General features: G+C 71.5%; 14 protein-coding genes. 6 read left to right on the top strand and 8 right to left on the bottom strand.

Translation table 11 applies throughout. The features are described 5' to 3' along the window. Positions 1-109 precede the first annotated feature (109 nt). Positions 110-1,894, top strand: a complete 1,785-nt coding sequence (locus ACH4DX_RS01765; RefSeq protein WP_398153626.1) for a TIGR03767 family metallophosphoesterase — start codon at positions 110-112, stop codon at positions 1,892-1,894. Between the two features lie 42 nt (positions 1,895-1,936). On the opposite strand, the gene ACH4DX_RS01770 is transcribed toward ACH4DX_RS01765, so the two are convergent. Further along, positions 1,937-3,019, bottom strand: coding sequence for a hypothetical protein (locus ACH4DX_RS01770; protein WP_398153627.1), 1,083 nt, complete (start codon positions 3,017-3,019; stop codon positions 1,937-1,939). Between the two features lie 319 nt (positions 3,020-3,338). On the opposite strand from ACH4DX_RS01770, the gene ACH4DX_RS01775 reads away from it, so the two are divergent. Then, a complete protein-coding gene (locus tag ACH4DX_RS01775) occupies positions 3,339-4,412 on the top strand; it encodes a S1 family peptidase (protein ID WP_398153628.1) in 1,074 nt (357 codons plus the stop codon). A 138-nt stretch (positions 4,413-4,550) separates the two neighbouring features. Here the strand turns inward: ACH4DX_RS01775 and pepN are convergent, their stop codons facing one another. Then, complete coding sequence (pepN, locus tag ACH4DX_RS01780) at positions 4,551-7,166, bottom strand: aminopeptidase N (RefSeq protein WP_398153629.1); 2,616 nt, start codon at positions 7,164-7,166, stop codon at positions 4,551-4,553. A gap of 155 nt (positions 7,167-7,321) precedes the next feature. Between pepN and ACH4DX_RS01785 the strand changes: the two genes are divergently transcribed. Next, positions 7,322-7,969, top strand: a complete 648-nt coding sequence (locus tag ACH4DX_RS01785) for a DsbA family protein (protein WP_398116867.1) — start codon at positions 7,322-7,324, stop codon at positions 7,967-7,969. A 214-nt stretch (positions 7,970-8,183) separates the two neighbouring features. Here the strand turns inward: ACH4DX_RS01785 and ACH4DX_RS01790 are convergent, their stop codons facing one another. The 3 genes from ACH4DX_RS01790 to ACH4DX_RS01800 form a co-directional block, all read right to left on the bottom strand. Then, positions 8,184-8,834, bottom strand: coding sequence for a superoxide dismutase (locus ACH4DX_RS01790; protein ID WP_398116869.1), 651 nt, complete (start codon positions 8,832-8,834; stop codon positions 8,184-8,186). A gap of 248 nt (positions 8,835-9,082) precedes the next feature. Next, on the bottom strand, positions 9,083-10,507 hold the full coding sequence (locus ACH4DX_RS01795; RefSeq protein WP_398153630.1) for an amino acid permease: 1,425 nt from the start codon (positions 10,505-10,507) through the stop codon (positions 9,083-9,085). A 204-nt stretch (positions 10,508-10,711) separates the two neighbouring features. Next, positions 10,712-12,031 (bottom strand): amino acid permease, encoded by a 1,320-nt coding sequence (locus tag ACH4DX_RS01800; protein ID WP_398154157.1) that lies wholly within the window; start codon positions 12,029-12,031, stop codon positions 10,712-10,714. 521 nt (positions 12,032-12,552) lie between these two features. Between ACH4DX_RS01800 and ACH4DX_RS01805 the strand changes: the two genes are divergently transcribed. Beyond that, positions 12,553-13,143, top strand: coding sequence for a biotin transporter BioY (locus tag ACH4DX_RS01805; protein ID WP_398153631.1), 591 nt, complete (start codon positions 12,553-12,555; stop codon positions 13,141-13,143). 113 nt (positions 13,144-13,256) lie between these two features. Here ACH4DX_RS01805 and ACH4DX_RS01810 read toward each other — a convergent pair whose 3' ends face one another. Further along, entirely contained in the window at positions 13,257-14,594 is a 1,338-nt protein-coding gene (locus ACH4DX_RS01810; protein ID WP_398153632.1) for an FAD-binding oxidoreductase, read from the bottom strand. Between the two features lie 147 nt (positions 14,595-14,741). Beyond that, positions 14,742-16,211: an amino acid permease gene (locus ACH4DX_RS01815; protein ID WP_398153633.1), complete on the bottom strand. Its 1,470-nt coding sequence runs from the start codon at positions 16,209-16,211 to the stop codon at positions 14,742-14,744. Between the two features lie 238 nt (positions 16,212-16,449). On the opposite strand from ACH4DX_RS01815, the gene ACH4DX_RS01820 reads away from it, so the two are divergent. Further along, positions 16,450-16,938 (top strand): ribose-5-phosphate isomerase, encoded by a 489-nt coding sequence (locus ACH4DX_RS01820; RefSeq protein WP_398153634.1) that lies wholly within the window; start codon positions 16,450-16,452, stop codon positions 16,936-16,938. Positions 16,939-17,127: 189 nt separating this feature from the next. Next, positions 17,128-17,961: an Fpg/Nei family DNA glycosylase gene (locus ACH4DX_RS01825; RefSeq protein WP_398153635.1), complete on the top strand. Its 834-nt coding sequence runs from the start codon at positions 17,128-17,130 to the stop codon at positions 17,959-17,961. Here ACH4DX_RS01825 and ACH4DX_RS01830 read toward each other — a convergent pair. Then, positions 17,958-19,196: a GNAT family N-acetyltransferase gene (locus tag ACH4DX_RS01830; protein WP_398153636.1), complete on the bottom strand. Its 1,239-nt coding sequence runs from the start codon at positions 19,194-19,196 to the stop codon at positions 17,958-17,960. The two genes, ACH4DX_RS01825 and ACH4DX_RS01830, sit on opposite strands and share 4 nt — an antisense overlap. Positions 19,197-19,334 lie beyond the last annotated feature (138 nt).

Genomic DNA, 19,334 nt, shown 5'->3' on the forward strand with positions numbered 1-19,334 from the left:
AGGCCACTCCCACTGCCAACGATCCAGTACGAGCGGGAAGCCGCGGCCGAACCAGGGCCGAAGCCCCCCGCGCCCACTGCCGACGCGTTCGCACCCGGGGAGACGCGCCATGTCGCGGATACGCTCTGTGGCCACCGCCGCAGCCACTGCCACCACGTCCGCCGCCGCCAGGGTGAACCGCCGCGCGTTCCTCGCGGCGACCGGCGCCGTGACCCTCTCCGCGGGAGCCGGATACGCCCTCGGCCCCGGGGCGGGCTCCGGCGAGGCCACCCCGGGCAGGGCGCCCGTCCCCATGTCCCGCAGGGCCCCCGCGGCCCCGCTGGCCCCCTACCGCTCGGGCACCACCCTCGCCACGGTCTCCGCACCCCGCGGACCCCGCGGGGGCTACCGCCGGCTCGGCGACGGCCCGGCCTGGGACCGCGTCGTGCGCACGGACCTCGCGGACGCGGCCGGCAACCGCGCCGCCCGCCGCATCCCGCTCGCCGCCTTCGTGCAGTTCACCGACCTGCACCTGGTGGACGTCCAGCACCCGCTGCGCTACGAGTACCTGCGCGCGCAGACGGCGAGCGCCTGGCGTCCGCAGGAGGCGCTGTCCGTCGCCGGGGCCGTCGCGCTCGTCGAGCAGGTCAACGCGATGCGCGGCGCACCCGCCACGGGCGCCCCGCTGCACTTCGTCATGACGACGGGCGACAACACGGACAACAACTCCCGCAACGAGCTCGACTGGTTCCTGAAGGTGATGAGCGGCGGCCGCGTCACCCCCAACTCCGGCGACCCGCGCCACTACGAAGGCGTGCAGGACAGCGGCCTGAAGCTCTACTGGCACCCGGACGCGGCCCTGCGCGACGCCGACAAGGGCGTCGGGTTCCCGCGGCTGCCCGGCTTCCTGGACGCGGCGATCCGCGAGGTGAACAGCCCCGGCCTCAACCTGCCGTGGTACTCCACCGTCGGCAACCACGACAGCCTGCCCGGCGGCTGTTACGCGCCGGGTGACCCCTACTTCGCGGAGTTCGCCGTCGGCGGGAGGAAGCTGATGTCCCTCGACGAGTCGCGGGGCGCGGCCGTGTGGGAGACCGTCAAGAAGGGCCACGACCCGAAGGGCTCCACTTTCAGGGACATCCTGAAGTCCGAGGCCCGGCACATGCGGGCGGTCACCCCGGACGAGGCCCGCGCCCCCTTCACCCCCGCCGAGTACGTCCGCGCCCACCTCGACGCCGCCCACACGGGCCGCGGCCCCGTCGGCCACGGCTACACCCGCCGGAACCTGGCGGAGGACACCCAGTACTACTCCTTCCGCATCAGCGACGACGTCCTCGGCATCAGCCTGGACACCACCGACCCCGGCGGCCACTACGAGGGCTCCCTCGGCACGGCCCAGCTGCGCTGGCTGGAGCGGACCCTGACGGAGGTGGAGAGGAGCGGTGACGCTTCGTACGCCATCGTCTTCAGCCACCACACCAGCCGGTCCATGCGCAATCTGCACACCGACCCGCGGCGCCCGCGCGAGAAGCGGCACGGCGGGGACGAGGTGGCGGCGCTGCTCGGCAGGCACCGGTCGGTGCTCGCCTGGGTGAACGGGCACAGCCACAAGAACGCCATCACCCCGCACCGCACGGAGAACGGCTCGTTCTGGGAGGTCTCCACCGCCTCGCACATCGACTTCCCGCAGCTCGCCCGCGTGATCGAGCTGGTCGACAACCGCGACGGGACGCTCTCCCTCTTCACCACCCTCATCGAGTCCGCCGCCCCGCACCGCACGGACTTCACCGACCTGTCGCAGACCGGCCTCGCCGCGCTGTACCGCGAACTGTCCTTCAACGCACCGGGCGCCCGCTCCACCCTGAGCGGCGACCCGGGCGACCGCAACACGGAACTCGTCCTGCGCAAGGGCTGAGTCCGCGGCTCTCCGCCGGACACCGCGGCGGCCGGCGGGGAACTATCTGGGCAGCACCACGAGGTACGCCGCGGGCTCCCGGTCGGCGGCTGCCATCAGGGCCGTCCGTACGACCGTGGCCTGCTGCTCGGCGGTGTCGCGGAGCTTCTTCGGGGTGATGTGGACGACGGTGACCCCGAGGCGCTCCAAGCGCTCGCGCTTGCGGACGTACTCGGACCACTCGCCGAACTCCCCGCTCCGCTCCGTGCGGGACCACCCCGATCCTTCCTCGCCCTGGCGGGGCGCCCTGGTGTCCAGTTCGACGGCGACCGCGTGCGCGGGCCAGTAGGCGTCGACGCCACCGAGGCGCGGGCCCCCGGGCAGCCGCAGGTCGACGTTCCACAGCGGGTCGGGCAGCCCGTGCTCGCGGACGAGCGCGTGGAGACGGTCCTCCGCGATCGCCCGCCCCTCGGCGAGCAGGGAGTCCACGGCGTCCACCACGTGCGGCCGGGTGAGGAGCCGCGCGGCGGTCAACTCCCGTACGACGGACGCGGGTTCGCAGTGCCCGCCGCGCACCGCCTCGGTGAGCAGCCGCCGTACCTCGCCCGCGTCGCGGAGCAGGGCCACCGCGTCGGCGAGTGCCCGCTCCACCGGTGCGACCGGGAGCCCGCTGATCTGTTGCGCGGCGGGCAGCGCATGCGTACGTACGAGCCGGGCGCAGCCGGTGGAGCGCAACCGCCGGGTGCGGGGCACCAGGACGTCGACGCGGTCCAGGGAGGGCAGCGGTGGTACGCAGGAGAAGCGGTGCAGCGCGAGGGCGGCGAGTCCCGTGATCATCGCGTCCGCGTACGCCGCGTGCGGTGCGTCGGGCCCGGGCTGCGCGGGGACGGCCCCGGCCCTCTCGGCCAGGGGCCTGCCGGCGAACAGGAGCACACCGTGCAGCCGTTCCTCGCTGGTGGCGGGGCCGGGGTGGAGCAGGACGACGCCGGGCAGGAACTGCTGCCAGGGCCCGTCGGGGCGGCAGCGCGCGGAGGCCTCGGCGCCGGACACGCCGTGCGCGCGCAGTTGGGCGGTGCTCATGACGCGCCGCTGGGCGGTGGTGAGGTGGCGCAGCGGGCGGGGGTGAAGCGGGGTGTCGGGGTTCATGACGGGGCCATTCCCGCACCCGCTCGGCCCGCTAACCGCTGTTACCGTCTCGTCGACAAAACCGGACAAGCCCGTCCTAAAGTACGGGCGTTCGAGAGCCGAAAAGAGGGGATTCGGGGGGCGTGGGAGGTGAAAAGGGGGCGCCTTCAGATGAATAATGCTCTCTTGTAGCCAATGGTCAGTATTGTCATACTCGGTGTGATGCTTGGCATGGACGCGACGCGGCCGAGCGGCATCCGGCCGTGCGCCGCGCCAGGTTTCGGTAACTCCCCAGGCCGCCCCCCCACTTGAGCGGCCCAACCCCCCATGGAGGAACTGAGTGAGCACCCAACGAGCGAGCAGGCGCAGCCTGGCTCTCATCGGAGTCGGAGTCGTCGCGCTGGTCGCCGGTCCTCTGACGACGGCGAACACCAGCGCCGCCGACCCCGCGCCCACCCCGGCCACCCTCACCTCGTCATCGGCGAGCAAACTCGCGCACACCCTGACCGCCGACCCCGCCAGGACGGCCGGTGCCTACTACGACACGCCGGGCAAGAAGCTCGTCGTCAACGTCCTCGACGACGACGAGGCCGACCGGGTCCGCGACGCCGGCGCCGAGCCCCGGCACGTCAAGCACTCCCAGGCCCAGCTGGACGCCGTGCAGCGAGGTGTCGGCGAGCGCGCCGTCCCCGGCACCGCGCGCGGTGTGGACCCGATGCTCAACAAGGTCGTCGTCACCGCCGACAGCACGGTCGGGGGCGCGGCCCTGAACCGGCTGAAGCAGTACGTCGCCGACCAGGGCGACAAGGCCGTGCTCAAGCGCACCGCGGGCACCTTCCGGCCCCTCGTCCGCGGCGGCGACGCCATCTACAGCGGTGACAGCCGCTGCTCGCTCGGCTTCAACGTCGTCAAGGACGGCGCGCCGTACTTCCTCACCGCGGGACACTGCGCCGCCCTCGCCGGCCGGATCTGGTCCGAGACCGAGGGCGGCCCCGTCATCGGCGTGGTCGAGGACTACCGCTTCCCGGGCCGCGACGACGCCATCGTGGAGTACGTCGCCGACGTGGAGCACCCGAGCGAGGTCAACCTCTACAACGGCAGTGCCCAGGAGATCACCGGCGCCCGCGAGGCCGTCGTCGGTGAGCGGGTGCAGCGCAGCGGGAGCACGACCCAGCTCCACGACGGCTCCGTCCTCGCCCTGAACACCTCCGTCAGCTACCCGCAGGGCACCGTCCACGGCCTGATCCAGACCGATGTCTGCGCCGAACCGGGCGACAGCGGCGGCTCCATGTTCGCCGACCGCGACGCCCTCGGTCTGACCTCCGGCGGCACCGGCGACTGCACCAGCGGCGGCCAGACCTTCTTCGCCCCCGTCACCGACGCCCTGACCCACTACGGCGCCGAGATCGGCTGAGGTCCTCCGCTAGCCCGACGCAGTCAAGTCCCGCCCGACGCCCTGTTTCCAGCCCGTCCGGCGCTTGAGGACGAGCGCGCAGCGCGATGGGCGGTGGGCCAAGGAGGCAGCACCCCCTTGGCCCACAGGACCTACCCCCTAAACGGGGCCCGCGGCCCCATCGCACTGCTGCGCCCGCAGCGCCCGCGCCAGATCGTCCCGCGACTCCAGGACAAGGCGCCGGAGGGCGGGCGGCGCCTGCTCGTGCGAGCCGAGCCACGCGTCCGTCGCCGCCAGCGTCCCGGGGCTGTCCTGCAAGTGCGGGAAGAGCCCCCGCACCACGTCCATGCCGATCTGGATGGACCGTTGTGCCCACACCCGCTCGATCGCCTCGAAGTACCGCGCCGCGTACGGAGCCGTCAGCTCGGCCTGGTCGGGCTGCTGGAAGCCCGCGATGGTCGCCTCCACCAGCGCGTTGGACAGCTTGTCGGACTCCACCACACTGGCCCAGGCCTGCGCCTTCACCGCGGCGGACGGCCGCGAGGCCAGGCAGCGGACCTGATGCCGCTTCCCGGACGCGGTGTCGTCACGGGCCAGTTCGGCGGCGAGCGCCTGCTCGTCCGCCTCGCCGCGGGACGCGAGCGCGCCGAGGAACGTCCAGCGCAGCTCCTGGTCCACCTCCAGGCCGTCGATCCTGGCCGTGCCGTCGAGGAAGCCCCGCAGGAGCTGGAGGTCGGCCGCCGACGACGCCACCGAGGTGAAGAACCGTGCCCACGTCAGCTGGTGCTGGCTGCCCGGCTCGGCGAGCCGCAGCTCCCGCAGGGCGCCCTCGGCGAGCAGCCTGCCGCCCTCCGCGCGCCAGTCGGGCGCGGCGTAGTGCGTCCTCGCGGAGTTCGCCCAGGCGTGCAGCATCTGCAAGACGCCGATGTCGGACTCCTGCCCGGCGAAGCGCAGGACCAGGCCGATGAAGTCCCGGGCGGGCATGAGCGCGTCCCGCGTGAGGTTCCACAGCGCCGACCAGCACAGGGCGCGGGCCAGCGGGTCCGTGATGTCGCCGAGGTGGGCGCGGAGCGTGGCGAGGGAGGTCTCGTCGAAGCGGATCTTGCAGTACGTCAGGTCGTCGTCGTTGACCAGGACGAGCTCCGGCGCCTCGGCCCCGGCGAGCTCGGCGACCGCGGTCCGCGGGCCCTCGACGTCCACCTCCGCGCGGGCGTACCGCACGAGCGCGCCGCCCGCCCCGCGGCGGTAGAGGCCGACGGCCACGCGGTGCGGACGCAGCTCGCCACGCGATCGGCCCCCGTCCTCGGACGCGGCGGACGCGGCGGCTTCCTGGACCACGGCCAGCTCGGTGACGCGCCCCTCGGCGTTGAGGGTCACCTGCGGGGTCAGGGAGTTGACGCCCGCCGTCTGCAACCACGCCCGCGACCAGGCCGTCATGTCGCGGCCGCTGGTCTCCTCAAGGACACGGAGCAGGTCGCCGAGGCGGGTGTTGCCGTACGCGTGCCGCTTGAAGTAGCGGCGGGCGCCCTCGAGGAAGGCGTCCCGGCCCGCGTACGCCACGAGCTGCTTGAGGACCGAGGCGCCCTTGGCGTAGGTGATGCCGTCGAAGTTGAGCTTGGCGTCCTCCAGGTCGCGGATGTCGGCCGTGACGGGGTGGGTGGAGGGCAGCTGGTCCGCGCGGTAGGCCCAGGCCTTGCGGTTGTTGGCGAAGGTGATCCAGCCGCTGCTGAAACGCGTCGCCTCGACCATGGAGAAGGACCCCATGAAGTCGGCGAAGGACTCCTTCAGCCACAGGTCGTCCCACCACCGCATGGTGACGAGGTCGCCGAACCACATGTGCGCCATCTCGTGCAGGATGACGTTGGCCCGGCGCTCGTACGACGCCTGGGTCACGCGGCCGCGGAAGATGAACTCCTCGCGGAAGGTGACACAGCCCGGATTCTCCATCGCGCCGAGGTTGTACTCGGGGACGAAGGCCTGGTCGTACTTCCCGAAGGGGTAGGGGTAGTCGAAGTTGTCGTGGAAGAAGTCCAGGCCCTGCTTGGTGACGAGGAAGATGTCGTCGGCGTCGAAGTGCTTGGCGAGGCCCTTGCGGCACATCGCGCCGAGCGGGATCTCCAGGCGGGTGCCGTCCTCGAGGACGCGCTCGTAGGAATCCTCGACGTAGTGATAGGGGCCCGCGACGACCGCCGTGATGTAGGTCGAGATGGGCTTGGTCTCCGCGAACTGCCAGCAGCCGTCGGACAGTTCCCCCGCGCCGTTGCTCCACACCGTCCAGCCCTCCGGCGCCTGCGCGGAGAAGCGGAAAGGAGCCTTCAGGTCGGGCTGCTCGAAATTGGCGAATACGCGACGGGAGTCCGCGGGCTCGTACTGCGTGTACAGATAGACCTCGCCGTCCTCGGGGTCGACGAAGCGGTGCATGCCCTCGCCCGTGCGGCTGTAGGCGCACTGGGCGTCCACCACGAGTTCGTTCTCCTCGCGGAGGTCCTCGAGGGTGATGCGGGCGCCGTCGAAGACCTCGGAGGGGTCCAGATCCTTGCCGTTCAGGGACACGGCCGTGACGCTCGGTGCGATCAGGTCGGCGAAGCTGGCGGCCCCGGGCTCGGCGCAGCGGAAGCGGAGGGTCGTCACCGACCTGAACGTGCGCGGGGCGCCTTCGTCGCCGTTGCTCTCGCCCACCGCCGAGCGCAGGTCGAGGAAGACCTCGTACCCGTCGACGGACAGCAGCGCGGCCCGTTCCTGGGCCTCGTCACGGGACAGATTCTCACCGGGCACGGGCGGCACTCCCTTGTGGCTCGCATGACGCTGACGTCAAGATTCTCAATGACTCAGATCCTCGCATGCGTCCCGAACGGCGGACATCCGGGAATGCCCCGGCCCGCCCCCGACGTTTCTCGGCCAGTCCTCGAACACATTCCTTAGGGAGAGACATGGCTGAGAACGCCACGAGCGGCAGGACCCCGGTCGATTTCTGGTTCGACCCGTCGTGCCCGTGGGCCTGGATGACATCGCGCTGGGTCGGGGAAGTGGAGAAGCTCCGCGACATCGAGGTCCGCTGGCACCTGATGAGCCTCGCCGTCCTGAACGAGGACAAGCTGGACGAACTCCCCGACGAGTACCGCGAGTGGCTGGAGAAGCACGCCTGGGGTCCCGTCCGCGTCGTCGTCGCGGCCCAGGAGGAGCACGGCGCCCAGGTGCTCGGCGACCTCTACACAGCCATCGGCACCCGCGTCCACAACCGGGGCGAGGGTCCCACGAAGGAGGCCGTGGCCGGCGCCCTGGAGGAGGTCGGGCTGCCCGCCTCGCTCCTCGACCACTGGGACGGCACGCCCTACGAGGCGGCCCTGCGCGCCTCCCACAAGGAGGGCATCGAGAAGGTCGGCCAGGAGGTCGGCACCCCGGTGATCGCGGTACCGGGACCCGACGGCGACGAGGTCGCCTTCTTCGGCCCCGTCGTCACCCCGGCCCCCAAGGGCGAGGCCGCGGCCCGCCTGTGGGACGGCACCCTCCTCGTGGCCGGCACACCGGGCTTCTACGAGATCAAGCGCACGCGCACGCAGGGCCCGGTCTTCGACTGAGTCCCCGCCGGGGTCCGGGAGCCGCCCGGCCCGGAGAAGGGCTTCCTGTGGGAGCCGGTGCGCGGGTCGGGTGCCTTCGGCCGGAACCCGGCACACCGAAAGGCCCCCGCGAGTCACGTCCTCGCGGGGGCCTTTCCTCCATCCGCCTGCCCGCGTGAAGGCTGAGAAGACGATCACGAGGCAGGACGTCGTGCGCGGGCGTGGCCCGCGGGTGTCAGGGAGCGAGCAGCAGGCTGTTCACGCGCTGCTTGGCGGCCTCGTAGCGCTTGGCCACGTCCTGCCAGTTCACGACCTCCCACATGGCCTCGATGAAGTCCACCTTCTGGTTCTTGTACTGGAGGTAGAAGGCGTGCTCCCAGGCGTCGAAGACCAGGATCGGGGTGGAGCCCTGGCCGACGTTGCCCTGGTGGTCGTAGATCTGCTCGACGATCAGGCGGTTGCTGAGCGGCTCGTAGGCGAGCACGCCCCAGCCGGAACCCTGCGTCGTCGCCGAGGCCTTGGTCAGCTGGGCCTTGAACTTGGCGAAGGAGCCGAAGGACTCGGTGATGGCGTCCGCGAGCTCGCCGACACCGTCGGCGGCCGTCGGCTCGCCGCCGCCGCCGTCCTTCGGGCTGTTCATGTTGTGCCAGTAGATGGAGTGCAGGATGTGGCCGGAGAGATGGAACGCGAGGCTCTTCTCCAGCCCGTTGATGGCGCCCCACGACTCCTTGTCGCGGGCCTCCGCCAGCTGCTCCAGGGTGTCGTTCGCACCCTTCACGTACGCGGCGTGGTGCTTGTCGTGGTGGAGCTCGATGATCTGCGGGTTGATGACCGGCTCGAGCGCCGCGTAGTCGTACGGAAGTTCAGGAAGCGTGTAAATGGCCATGATCTAGCCCTCCGACGTGCTCTGCGTGCTGTGCCGCGCCGTGTCGCGCGGCGCCGCCTCGCACCTCTTATTGCGACCTATGTGCAGATGCAGGCTAGCAGCAGGAGTACGGTGAAGTTGATCAGCCCTTGGTCCTAGGGCGTGGGACGCAGGGAACCGGAGCCGGGCGCCGGAGGGCGGAGGCAGCACGAAGGCCCCGCTCCACACGGGGGAGCGGGGCCTCGGGGCGGGAACGGGGGCGGTCGGGGCTAGGCGCGGGTTCCGGTGCCGGTGCCGGTGCCGGTGCCGCGGTTCTCCACGACCTTCTGGCGGGCGTAGCCGATCGCCATGAGGAGCACGGTGAGGCCGCCCGTGTAGAGCAGCTGGGTGCGGGTCTCGGACTCGCGGGCCATCAAGGCGAACACCGTGGCCATGCCGGCCAGGGCCACATAGGTGAGCCACGGGAAGAACCACATCTTCACCACGAGCTTCTCCGGTGCCTCGCGCTCCAGGACGGTGCGCAGCTTCAACTGCGCGGCCGCGATGAAGAACCACACGACGAGGATGATCGCGCCGATGGTGTTGAGCAGCCACTGGAAGATGTCGTCGGGGCGCCAGTAGCTGAGCAGCACACAGAGGAAGCCGAAGACCGACGAGGTCAGGACGGCTATGCGGGGCACACCGCCGAAGAGGCGGCCGAGCGCCTTCGGGCCCTGGCCGCGCTGCACCAGGGAGTTGGCCATGCGCGAGGCGCCGTAGATGTTGGCGTTCATCGCGGACAGCAGGGCGATCAGGACGACCACGTTCATGATCTGGCCGGCGCCGTCGATGCCGAGGTGGTCGAGGGTGGCGACGTAGGGCCCCTTGGCCGCGACCTCCTCAGCCGTCCACGGCAGCAGGGTCACGACGACGGCCATGGAGCCGACGTAGAAGAGGGCGATCCGCCACATCGCGGTGCGCACGGCCTTGGCCACGCCCTGGACGGGGTGCTCGGACTCGGCGGCGGCGATCGTGACCGTCTCCAGGCCGCCGTACGCGAACACCGAGGCGAGCAGGCCGACGATCAACCCGTCCACCCCGTTGGGCATGAATCCGCCGTGCCCGGTCAGATTGGTCATGCCGGGCGCGTCGGTGTCGGGCAGCCAGCCGAAGATGGCGAGCACGCCGATGCCGAGGAAGAGGACGATCGCGCCCACCTTCAGGGCGGCGAACCAGAACTCGAACTCGCCGAAGTTCTTCACGGCGGCGAGGTTCGTGGCGCAGAAGACCAGCATGAACAGCGCGACCCAGGCCCACTCGGGAACTCCGGGCACCCAGCCGTGCACGATCTTCGCGGCGCCGATGCCCTCCAGGCCGACGGCCACGCACAGCAGGAACCAGAACGACCAGCCGGCGGTGAACCCCGCCCACGGGCCGAGCGCCCGCTCGGCGTGCACGGAGAAGGAGCCGGACGCCGGGTTGGCGGCGGCCATCTCACCGAGCATGCGCATGACGAGCATGACCAGGGCGCCGGAGATCGCATAGGCCAGGATGATCGAGGGTCCGGCCGCGGCGATGGCGGTCCCGGAGCCCACGAAGAGCCCGGCGCCGATCACGCCGCCGAGGGCGATCATCGACAGATGGCGCTGCTTGAGGCCGTGTCCGAGCGGGGATTCGGCCTGGGGTGGTGCGTCCTGCGCGGACGTCCGAGACATGGGCGTGCCCTGTTCAGTAGCTGAGACGGGGTAGCTGAGCGGGGAGCGGCCCACCGGGTGAGCACGCGGAGCGGCTCACAGCGTGAGCACGGGGAACGGCCCACAGTGTGAGCACTGGCACCGCTCACAGGGAACACTAGACCGATATACGGACACGACGCTCACACAAGGTGAAGAAAGCTTCACTTCGCGAGCACCTAGGCGTCAGAAGTGTGAGGAAGAGCGTCCGTGACGCCACTCCCGCACCCACGACACCGCGATCACGAGGGCCGAGGCACCGGCCGACCAGAGCAGCTGCGGCCGCGCCCCGTCGTCCCGGAGCATCAGCACCACCACCACGGCCATCCCCGCGAGCGCCGCCCAGGTCAGCCAGGGGAAGAACCACATGCGCAGCGTCAGGGTCTCGGGCGCCTCGCGCTCGATGCGCCGCCGCAGCCGCAGCTGGGACAGCGCGATCAGGGCCCAGACGAAGAGGAGTGCCGCGCCGACGGAGTTGAGGAGATAGAGGAAGACGGAGTCGGGCCACTTCAGATTGAGGAGTACGGACACGAAGCCGAACGCCACCGAGGCGAGCACCGCACGCCGCGGCACCCCGCCGTCCGACACCTTCAGCAGGCCCTTCGGCGCCTCCCCGCGCTCTGCCAGGGAGAAGACCATCCGCGAGGAGCCGTACAGGTTGGCGTTCAGGGACGAAAGGAGCGCCACGAACACCACGATGTTCATGAGCGTCCCGGCCGACGGGACGCCGATGGAGTCCAGAACCGTGACATAAGGGCTGATACCGGCCCGCTGAGCCGTCCACGGCAGGACGGTCACGATGACGAGCATCGAGCCCACATAGAAGAAGAGGATGCGGTAGACCGCGCTGCGCACCGCCCGCGCCACCGAACGCGCCGGATCGTCGGACTCCGCCGCCGCGATCGTCACGATCTCCAGACCGCCGAAGGCGAAGAGGACCACGACCACGCCGGAGACGACGCCGCCCCAGCCGTGCGGCAGGAAGCCGCCGTCGCCCGTGAGATGGGTGAGGCCCACCGGGTCGGTGTCGGGCAGTACGCCGAAGATCGCGAGCAGGCCGAGCACGAGGAAGGCGACGATCGCGAGGATCTTCAGGGCGGCGAACCAGAACTCGAACTCGCCGAAGTTCTTCACCGCCGCGAGGTTGGCGCCGGTGAAGACCACCATGAAGACGAGCACCCACGCCCACTGCGGCACACCGGGCGCCCAGCCGTTCGCGATGCGCGCCGCACCCGTCGCCTCCACGGCGAGGACCACGACGAGCAGGAACCAGTAGAGCCACCCGACCGAGAAGCCCGCCCACCGGCCGAGGGCGCGCTCGGCGTGCACGGAGAAGGCGCCGGACGCCGGCATCGCGGCGGACATCTCGCCGAGCATCCGCATCACGCACATCGCGAGCGCGCCCGCGATCAGATAGGAGAGGACGATCCCGGGCCCCGCGACGGCGACCCCGGCCCCCGACCCCACGAAGAGCCCGGCACCGATCACGCCACCGAGGCCCAGCATCGTCAGATGGCGCTGCTTGAGCCCGCCACCAAGGGGTTCGGGACCGGCGCCGAGGGGTTCGGGACCGGCGCCATGGGGTTCGGAACCGACGCCGAGGGGTTCGGAACCGGCGCCGAGCGGCTCGGGTCCCGTACCCGTCGCCCCGGGAGCCGCGCCGAGGGGCTCGGCACTCGCGCCGGAGGGCACCGCCGACCGGGACGGCCTGGAGTCGTGCTTCACGTTCAGTCGGCTCTCGGTGCGCAGGAGTTTGGTGAAAATCAAGTTTGGTGAGAATCAACAGTGTCACCGCTGCACACCCCGGTGGGCAACCTGGGCCCCCGCCGCGCTGACCTCAGTGACGAGCGTCACGCCCACCCAGGTATGGCCCGCGCCCTTTGTGTGAAGTCCACCAACGCCGGGTCGCTCGCTTTGTCACCGGCACCTCCTGGAACGCCACCGGTCCCGGGGATAAAGTCACAGCGTCCCGCTCGCCCGCCGCCACGCCTCGCCCCCCGCCAGGCCCGAAGCATCACGGAGTCCCGATGAGCACAGCCGCCATAACCCGTCCGGGCCAGGTCCTGGCCGACCTCCTGCCCGCCTCCCGTGTGAAGGACGCCGCGCTCGTGCTCGGCGGTGCCGCGCTCACGGGCGTCGCCGCCCAGATCGCCGTACCGGTCCCCGGCTCCCCGGTCCCCGTGACGGGCCAGACGTTCGCGGCCCTGCTCGTCGGCACCTCCCTCGGCGCCTACCGCGGCGCGGCCTCGCTCGCCGTGTACGCGATCGTCGGCATGGCGGGCATGCCCTGGTTCGCGCAGGGCAAGGCGGGCATGGGCGCGCCGAGCCTCGGCTATGTCTTCGGCATGATGCTCGCCGCCGTCGTGGTGGGCGCGCTCGCCCGCCGCGGCGCCGACCGGAACGTGGCGCGGACGGCGGGCACGATGGTGCTCGGCTCCGCGATCATCTACGCCGTCGGCGTGCCGTACCTGGCCGCGGCCACCGGCATGTCCCTGACGGAGGCGGTCGCGGCCGGGCTGACGCCGTTCCTCGTCGGCGACGCGCTCAAGGCGGCGCTCGCGATGGGTGTGCTGCCGCTGGCGTGGAAGCTCGCCGACGGCTCCGGCGACAAGCGCTGACGTACGCATACCACGCGGCTGTACGCACACCGCGAGGCTGTCCGCACACCACGCGGCTGTACCCACACCGCGAGGCTGTACGCACACCCCGAGGCTGTCCGCACACCGCGAGGCTAACCGACGCCGTAGTTCCGCCTGAAGAGGTTCGCCGGGTCGTACGAGGCCTTCAGCCCGGCGAGCCTCTCGCGCGTTCCGGCGTCGTAGAGCCCTCCCGTACGGTCGCCGCTCGCGAAGGTGAAGTTCAGGGACCGCCCGATGACGTGCTGCCGCACGCCGGTCAGCGTCCCGGCGTAGAACTCCCGCAGGGCCTCCCGGTCCGTGCCGTCCAGCGGGGACAGGACCCGCAGCAGCCAGCGCGCGTCCCGGTGCGGCACGGCGTTGCCCGCGGGGCGGGCGAGGGCGCCGCCCAGGTGGTTGAGCTGCACCACGTGCATCCGCTCCGCGGCGGGGCCGGTGCGAGCGAGGACCTGTTCTAGCCCCGCGGTGTCGAGGCCGTCCAGCATGCGGCTCTCCCCGTAGTACGCGTGCGGGAAGTCCGGGTCGCCGTGGATGGTGTGGCTCTCGGTGTACGGCATCTCGCGCAGGGAGTCGGAGGCGGCCGGGCCGATCGCGCGCAGCGGGGCCACGAGCCGCTCGCCGTCCGCAGCGCTGCCGGTGGACGCGACGCGCACGGTCACCAGGTAACGCCCGCGCAGGGACGCGGGAAGCATCGGCAGGTCGGGGTAGACCAGTGCGGAGAGGGACGACGTCACCTCGTCGGACAGGCCCCCGGTCCACTCCACGTACGCGCGCAGGATCGCCGCCGGTTCGACCTCGCGCCCGTCGAAGGCGAGCGCGCCCCCGTAGAGCCGCGCCACGGGGACCAGGCCGAACGTCAGGCCCGTCACCACGCCCAGGTTCGCGCCGCCGCCGAGCAGCCCCCAGAACAGCTCCGGGTCACTGCTCGCCGTCACGTGCCGCACGGTGCCGTCCGCGGTGACCAGCTCCACGGAGCGCACCTGGTCGGCCGCGTACCCGAACTCGCGCGCCAGAACGCCGAGCCCGCCGCCCAAGGTGTACGACACGGCGCCCACGGACGGAGCCGAGCCGTTCAGCGGGGCGAGCCCGTGCTCCGCCGCGGCCGCGACGACCTGCCCCCAGCGCACGCCCGCCCCGATCCGCGCGGTGCGCGCCGCCGGGTTCACGGCGACCTCGTCCATGCGGCGGGTGCTGATCAGTACGCCGCCCCGCGAGGCGTCCGGGAGTCCGTGCCCGGTGGCCTGCACGCCGATGGGCAGGGAGGCCTCCGCGGCGTACGTGACGGCCGCGACGACGTCGTCGGTGCCCGCGGCCGCGAAGACCACGTCCGGGCGCTGGGCGAACCCGGTCTGGAAACCGGCGAGTTCGTCGTCGTACCCGGCCTCACCGGGCCTGAGGACGAGTGGCCGGGTGCTGCGGGCGCCGCTGTCCACGGGGGACCTCCCTTGTGTGATCTTGCTGTCGGAGCACACCTTGGCGCAATAACCTGACACCCCACGTCAAGTTTTCCGGCAGAAGAAAAGCGGGGCGCCCCCCGGCAAGGGGGCACCCCGCGACGGGTGGTCGGGACGGCGGAGCGGTCAGGCCCGGGGAAGCTCCTCGCCGGAGCGGGGCTGGATCTTCTCGCGCACCAGGGCGAAGGTGAGCACGAGGGCCGCCACGAGGAGCGAGAGCAGCATCTGCTTGCGCCCGGCGTCGTCGTACAGCATGTAGACGATCACGAACGAGATCATGCCGATGGTGACCCAGGTCAGATACGGGAAGAGCCACATCTTGACGACCAGCTTCTCGGGCTCCTCGCGCAGGATGATGCCGCGCATCCGCAGCTGCGTGAAGCAGATGACGAGCCAGACGAAGAGGGCGACGGCGCCGGAGGAGTTCAGCAGGAAGTCGAAGACGGTGTCCGGCCACTGGTAGTTGAACCACACGGCGACGAAGCCGAAGACCACCGAGCCGAGGATCGCCGTGCGCGGCACGCCGCTCGCGTCGGTGCGCGCGAAGGACTTCGGCGCGTCCCCGCGCCGCCCGAGCGAGAAGGCCATCCGGGACGCGGTGTACAGACCGGAGTTGAGGCAGGAGAGCACCGCGGTGAGCACGATCACGTTCATCACCTGACCGGCGTGCGGAATGCCGATCGAGTTCAGCGCGGCGACGTACGAGCCTTCCTCGGCGATCGACTTGTCGTTCCACGGCAGCAGCGTCACGACCACGAAGATCGAGCCCAGGTAGAAGACGCCGATGCGCCAGATGACGCTGTTCGTGGCCTTGGTGACGGCGCGCTGCGGGTCCTCCGACTCACCGGCGGCGAGCGTGACGATCTCCGAGCCCATGAAGGAGAAGACGACCATGAGGACACCCGTGAGGATCGCTCCCGCGCCCTCCGGCATGAAGCCGCCCGCGTCCGTGAGGTGCGCGAAGCCCTTGCCCGGGTTGTCCGAGCCCGGCAGCACACCGAACACGGCGAGCATCCCGATGAGCACGAACCCGCCGATGGCGACGACCTTGATCCCGGCGAACCAGAACTCGAACTCGCCGTAGGAGCCGACCGAGACGAGGTTCGTCGCGGTGAGCACCACCATCACGATCAGGGCCCAGCCCCACTGCGGTACCGCGGGCACCCAGCCCTCCAGGATCACGGCTCCCGCGGTGGCCTCCACCGCGAGCACCACGACCCAGAAGAACCAGTAGAGCCAGCCGATGGAGAAGCCCGCCCAGCGGCCGAGCGCCTGGTCGGCGTAGGCCGAGAAGGACCCGGACGTCGGCCGGGCCGCGGCCATCTCGCCGAGCATCCGCATCACCAGGACGACCATCGTGCCGACGAGGGCGTACGACACGAGGATCGCGGGGCCCGCGGCCTTGATGCCGGACGAGGAGCCGACGAAGAGACCCGCGCCGATCACACCACCGATGGCGATCATGGACAGATGGCGATTCTTCAGACCGGCCTGGAGGCCGTCGCCGCCACCGCCGCCGTTCCCGCTCCCCGGCTGGGAATTCACGGGCCCGCCGGGGGTGCTGTCTTCCTTCGCAAGGGACGGTTGCGAGGTCATAAGCAGATCCTTTGGTTCACGGGCAGAGCTTCCGCATTCAAACTCAGGGCCGTACGGGACGAAAGGCCCGTCTCCGGATCGTTGTATTCACCGGAATCCTGAGTGAACGATCGGTTACGGACGATTACCGGCCGCCCAATTGGCCTGAACCAATGGGCGGGTGCGGGCCCGGCGGTGCGCGGGCCGCGCCCCGGCCCCGTGGCGTCTGCCCGCCGCGGCACATGCCACACTCGGACGCATGCGCGTGTACCTCGGCTCGGATCATGCCGGCTACGAACTCAAGAACCACCTCGTCGAATGGCTCAAGGCGCACGGGCACGAGCCCGTCGACTGCGGGCCCCACATCTACGACGCCCAGGACGACTACCCGCCGTTCTGCCTGCGCGCCGCCGAGCGGACGGCCGCGGACCCCGAGTCCCTCGGCATCGTCATCGGCGGCTCCGGCAACGGGGAGCAGATCGCGGCGAACAAGGTCAAGGGGGTGCGGGCCGCTCTCGCGTGGAGCGAGCAGACCGCCGCGCTCGGACGTGAGCACAACGACGCCAACGTGATCTCCATCGGTGGCCGCATGCACACCCAGGACGAGGCCACCAAGTTCGTCGAGATCTTCCTCGGTACGCCGTACTCGGGCGAGGCCCGCCACACGCGCCGCATCGAGATGCTCGCGGCCTACGAGGCCACCGGTGAGCTTCCGGCCGTTCCGGCCCACCACCCGCAGCAGGGCTGAGGCCCGTTCCGGCCCACCACCCGCAGCAGGGCTGAGGCCCGGGGCCCGCGCGGGGCGCCCCGATCCCGCCCCTTCCCGACCCCGGGGCTCCGCCCCGGACCCCGCTCCTCAAACGCCGGAGGGGCTGAAAAGATCAGCCCCTCCGGCAGTTGGAGACGAGGCCCCCCACCACCCCCCACAGGAGCCCCCGTGCCGGAAGGCCACACCATTCACCGTCTCGCGGCCGATCACCGGGAGCGGTTCGAGGGGCGGGCGGTGGCGGCGAGCAGCCCGCAGGGCAAGTTCTCCGACAGCGCGGCCCTGGTGACCGGGCAGGTGCTGACCACGGCGGAGGCCCATGGCAAGCACCTCTTCCTGGGCTTCGCGGAAACCGGCTGGATCCACATCCACCTGGGCCTCTTCGGCAAGGTGACCCTGGGCACGGCACCCCCGCCACCGCCCACGGACACGGTCCGCCTCCGCCTGGTGAACGACACCGCGTACACGGACCTGCGCGGCCCGACGACCTGCGCCCTGATCACCGACGAGGAGAAGCAGGCGATACACGCCCGCCTCGGCCCGGACCCCCTGCGCCCGCGAAGCGCGGAGGGCAACGACCCCGACGCGGCCTGGCGACGCGTCTCCCGCAGCCGCACCACCGTCGCCGCGCTCCTCCTCGACCAGAAGGTCGTCGCGGGCGTCGGCAACGTCTACCGCGCGGAAGTCCTCTTCCGGCACGGCATCGACCCGTACACCCCCGGCAAGGACCTCACGTACGCCCGATGGACCGCGATCTGGGCGGACCTGGTGGAGCTGATGCGCGAGGGGGTGCGGCTGAACCGCATCGACACGGTCAGGCCCGAGCACACCCCGGAGGCGATGGGGCGCCCGCCGCGCGTGGACGACCACGGCGGCGAGGTGTACGTGTACCGCAGAGCGCGGCAGGCCTGCCACCTCTGTGGCGGTGAGATCCGCACCGCCGAGCTAGCCGCCCGCAACCTGTTCTGGTGCCCCACCTGCCAGCCGCCCGCGAACCGCTCCTAGAAGCTGTGCGGCAGCCACGGCGCCGCCGCCGAGCCGAACGCCAGTGACGCCTCCGCCACCGCGCCCCGGCGCAGCTCCCGCACCCGGCCCGCCCCGGCGAGCTGGGTGAGCGGCACCCCGCCCAGATAGACCGAGCCCAGCTCCCGCACGGACAGGGCGAGGTCGGCGGCCGTGCCGCCCGCGTCCACCCGCTCGCAGGACGCGCCCTTGACGTCACCCACGAGCCGCCAGCGCCCCTCGTTCCAGGGGCAGAAGGCGTCCTCCACGTCGAGGACCACGTCCACCGGCGCCTGGTACGTACGCGCTTCGAGGGCGGCGCCGACGTCCACCAGGCGTACGTACAGCGCGTCCCGGACGCGGGGGTCGCAGCGGCGTACGTCGGATACGAGCTGCACCACCGGGTCGTCCACCGGCCGGTTCATCGCGAGGACCGTCGACGTCAGGTCGATGTCGCACAGGAAGCGCCACAGCGCGGCGTACGCCACCGGGTCGAGGGCCTCCACGTCCTGCACCCGGACCGTGCCGCTGGGTCCCTGGACGCCCCACTCGGGCTTGACCGCGAACAGCGCGTACCCGACGACCTCGCCGTCGCGCTCGGCGAGCACGCACTGCTGCGGCGACGCGCCGTCGCGCTCGCCCGGCGGGTCCAGGGTGATCAGGCGCTCCCAGCCGGGCCGCCGCGCCGGCATGCCGGGACGGCCCGCGACCCGCCGCGCGTACACCGCCTCGCGGGCGGGACCCACCTCGACGGGCACCGCGTAACGCAGCCGCACCTCGTCCGTGCCCGGCGGGACGGCAAGCCCCACGCGGCTCGTGTCGATGTCCAGGCGGAGGCTGTACGACGCCGTGCCGTACCCGAACCGGCCGTAGATCGCGGGCTCCGACGCCGTCAGGATCGCCACCGCCTCGCCCCGCGCGCGCACGTCGTCCAGCTGGCGCCGCATCATCGCCGTGAGGAGCCCGCGGCGCCGGTGCGTGGCCGCCACGCTCACCATCGTGACGGCGGCCGAGTCCAGCACGGCGCCGCCCGGCACGGACACGCGGAAGCTGAACGCGCCCGCCGTGCCCACGCAGGCGTCACCGTCCCAGGCCCCGATCGAGCGCTCGCACTCCGTGAGATCCCGCCACAGCTCACGTTTCTCCCGCGACTCGGCGAGAACACCGAAGGCCCGCTCCAGCGTCGCGTACCACTGCTCCCAGTCGCTCTGGCCCAACTCCCGCAATTCTGCTGTCATATGCCATGCCTACCAGGGCTCCCAGGGCGCGGCGAACGGTTTTCCGCGCACCGGAATGCGCGTGTGGACGCCGGGTGCGGAGGTACGGGAGAGGTGCCCCTGAAGGGGGACAAGAGGTACCTCCCGTGCGAAGCGCCT

It is taken from the genome of Streptomyces sp. NPDC017940 (assembly GCF_044328435.1).
Taxonomy (GTDB): Bacteria; Actinomycetota; Actinomycetes; order Streptomycetales; family Streptomycetaceae; genus Streptomyces.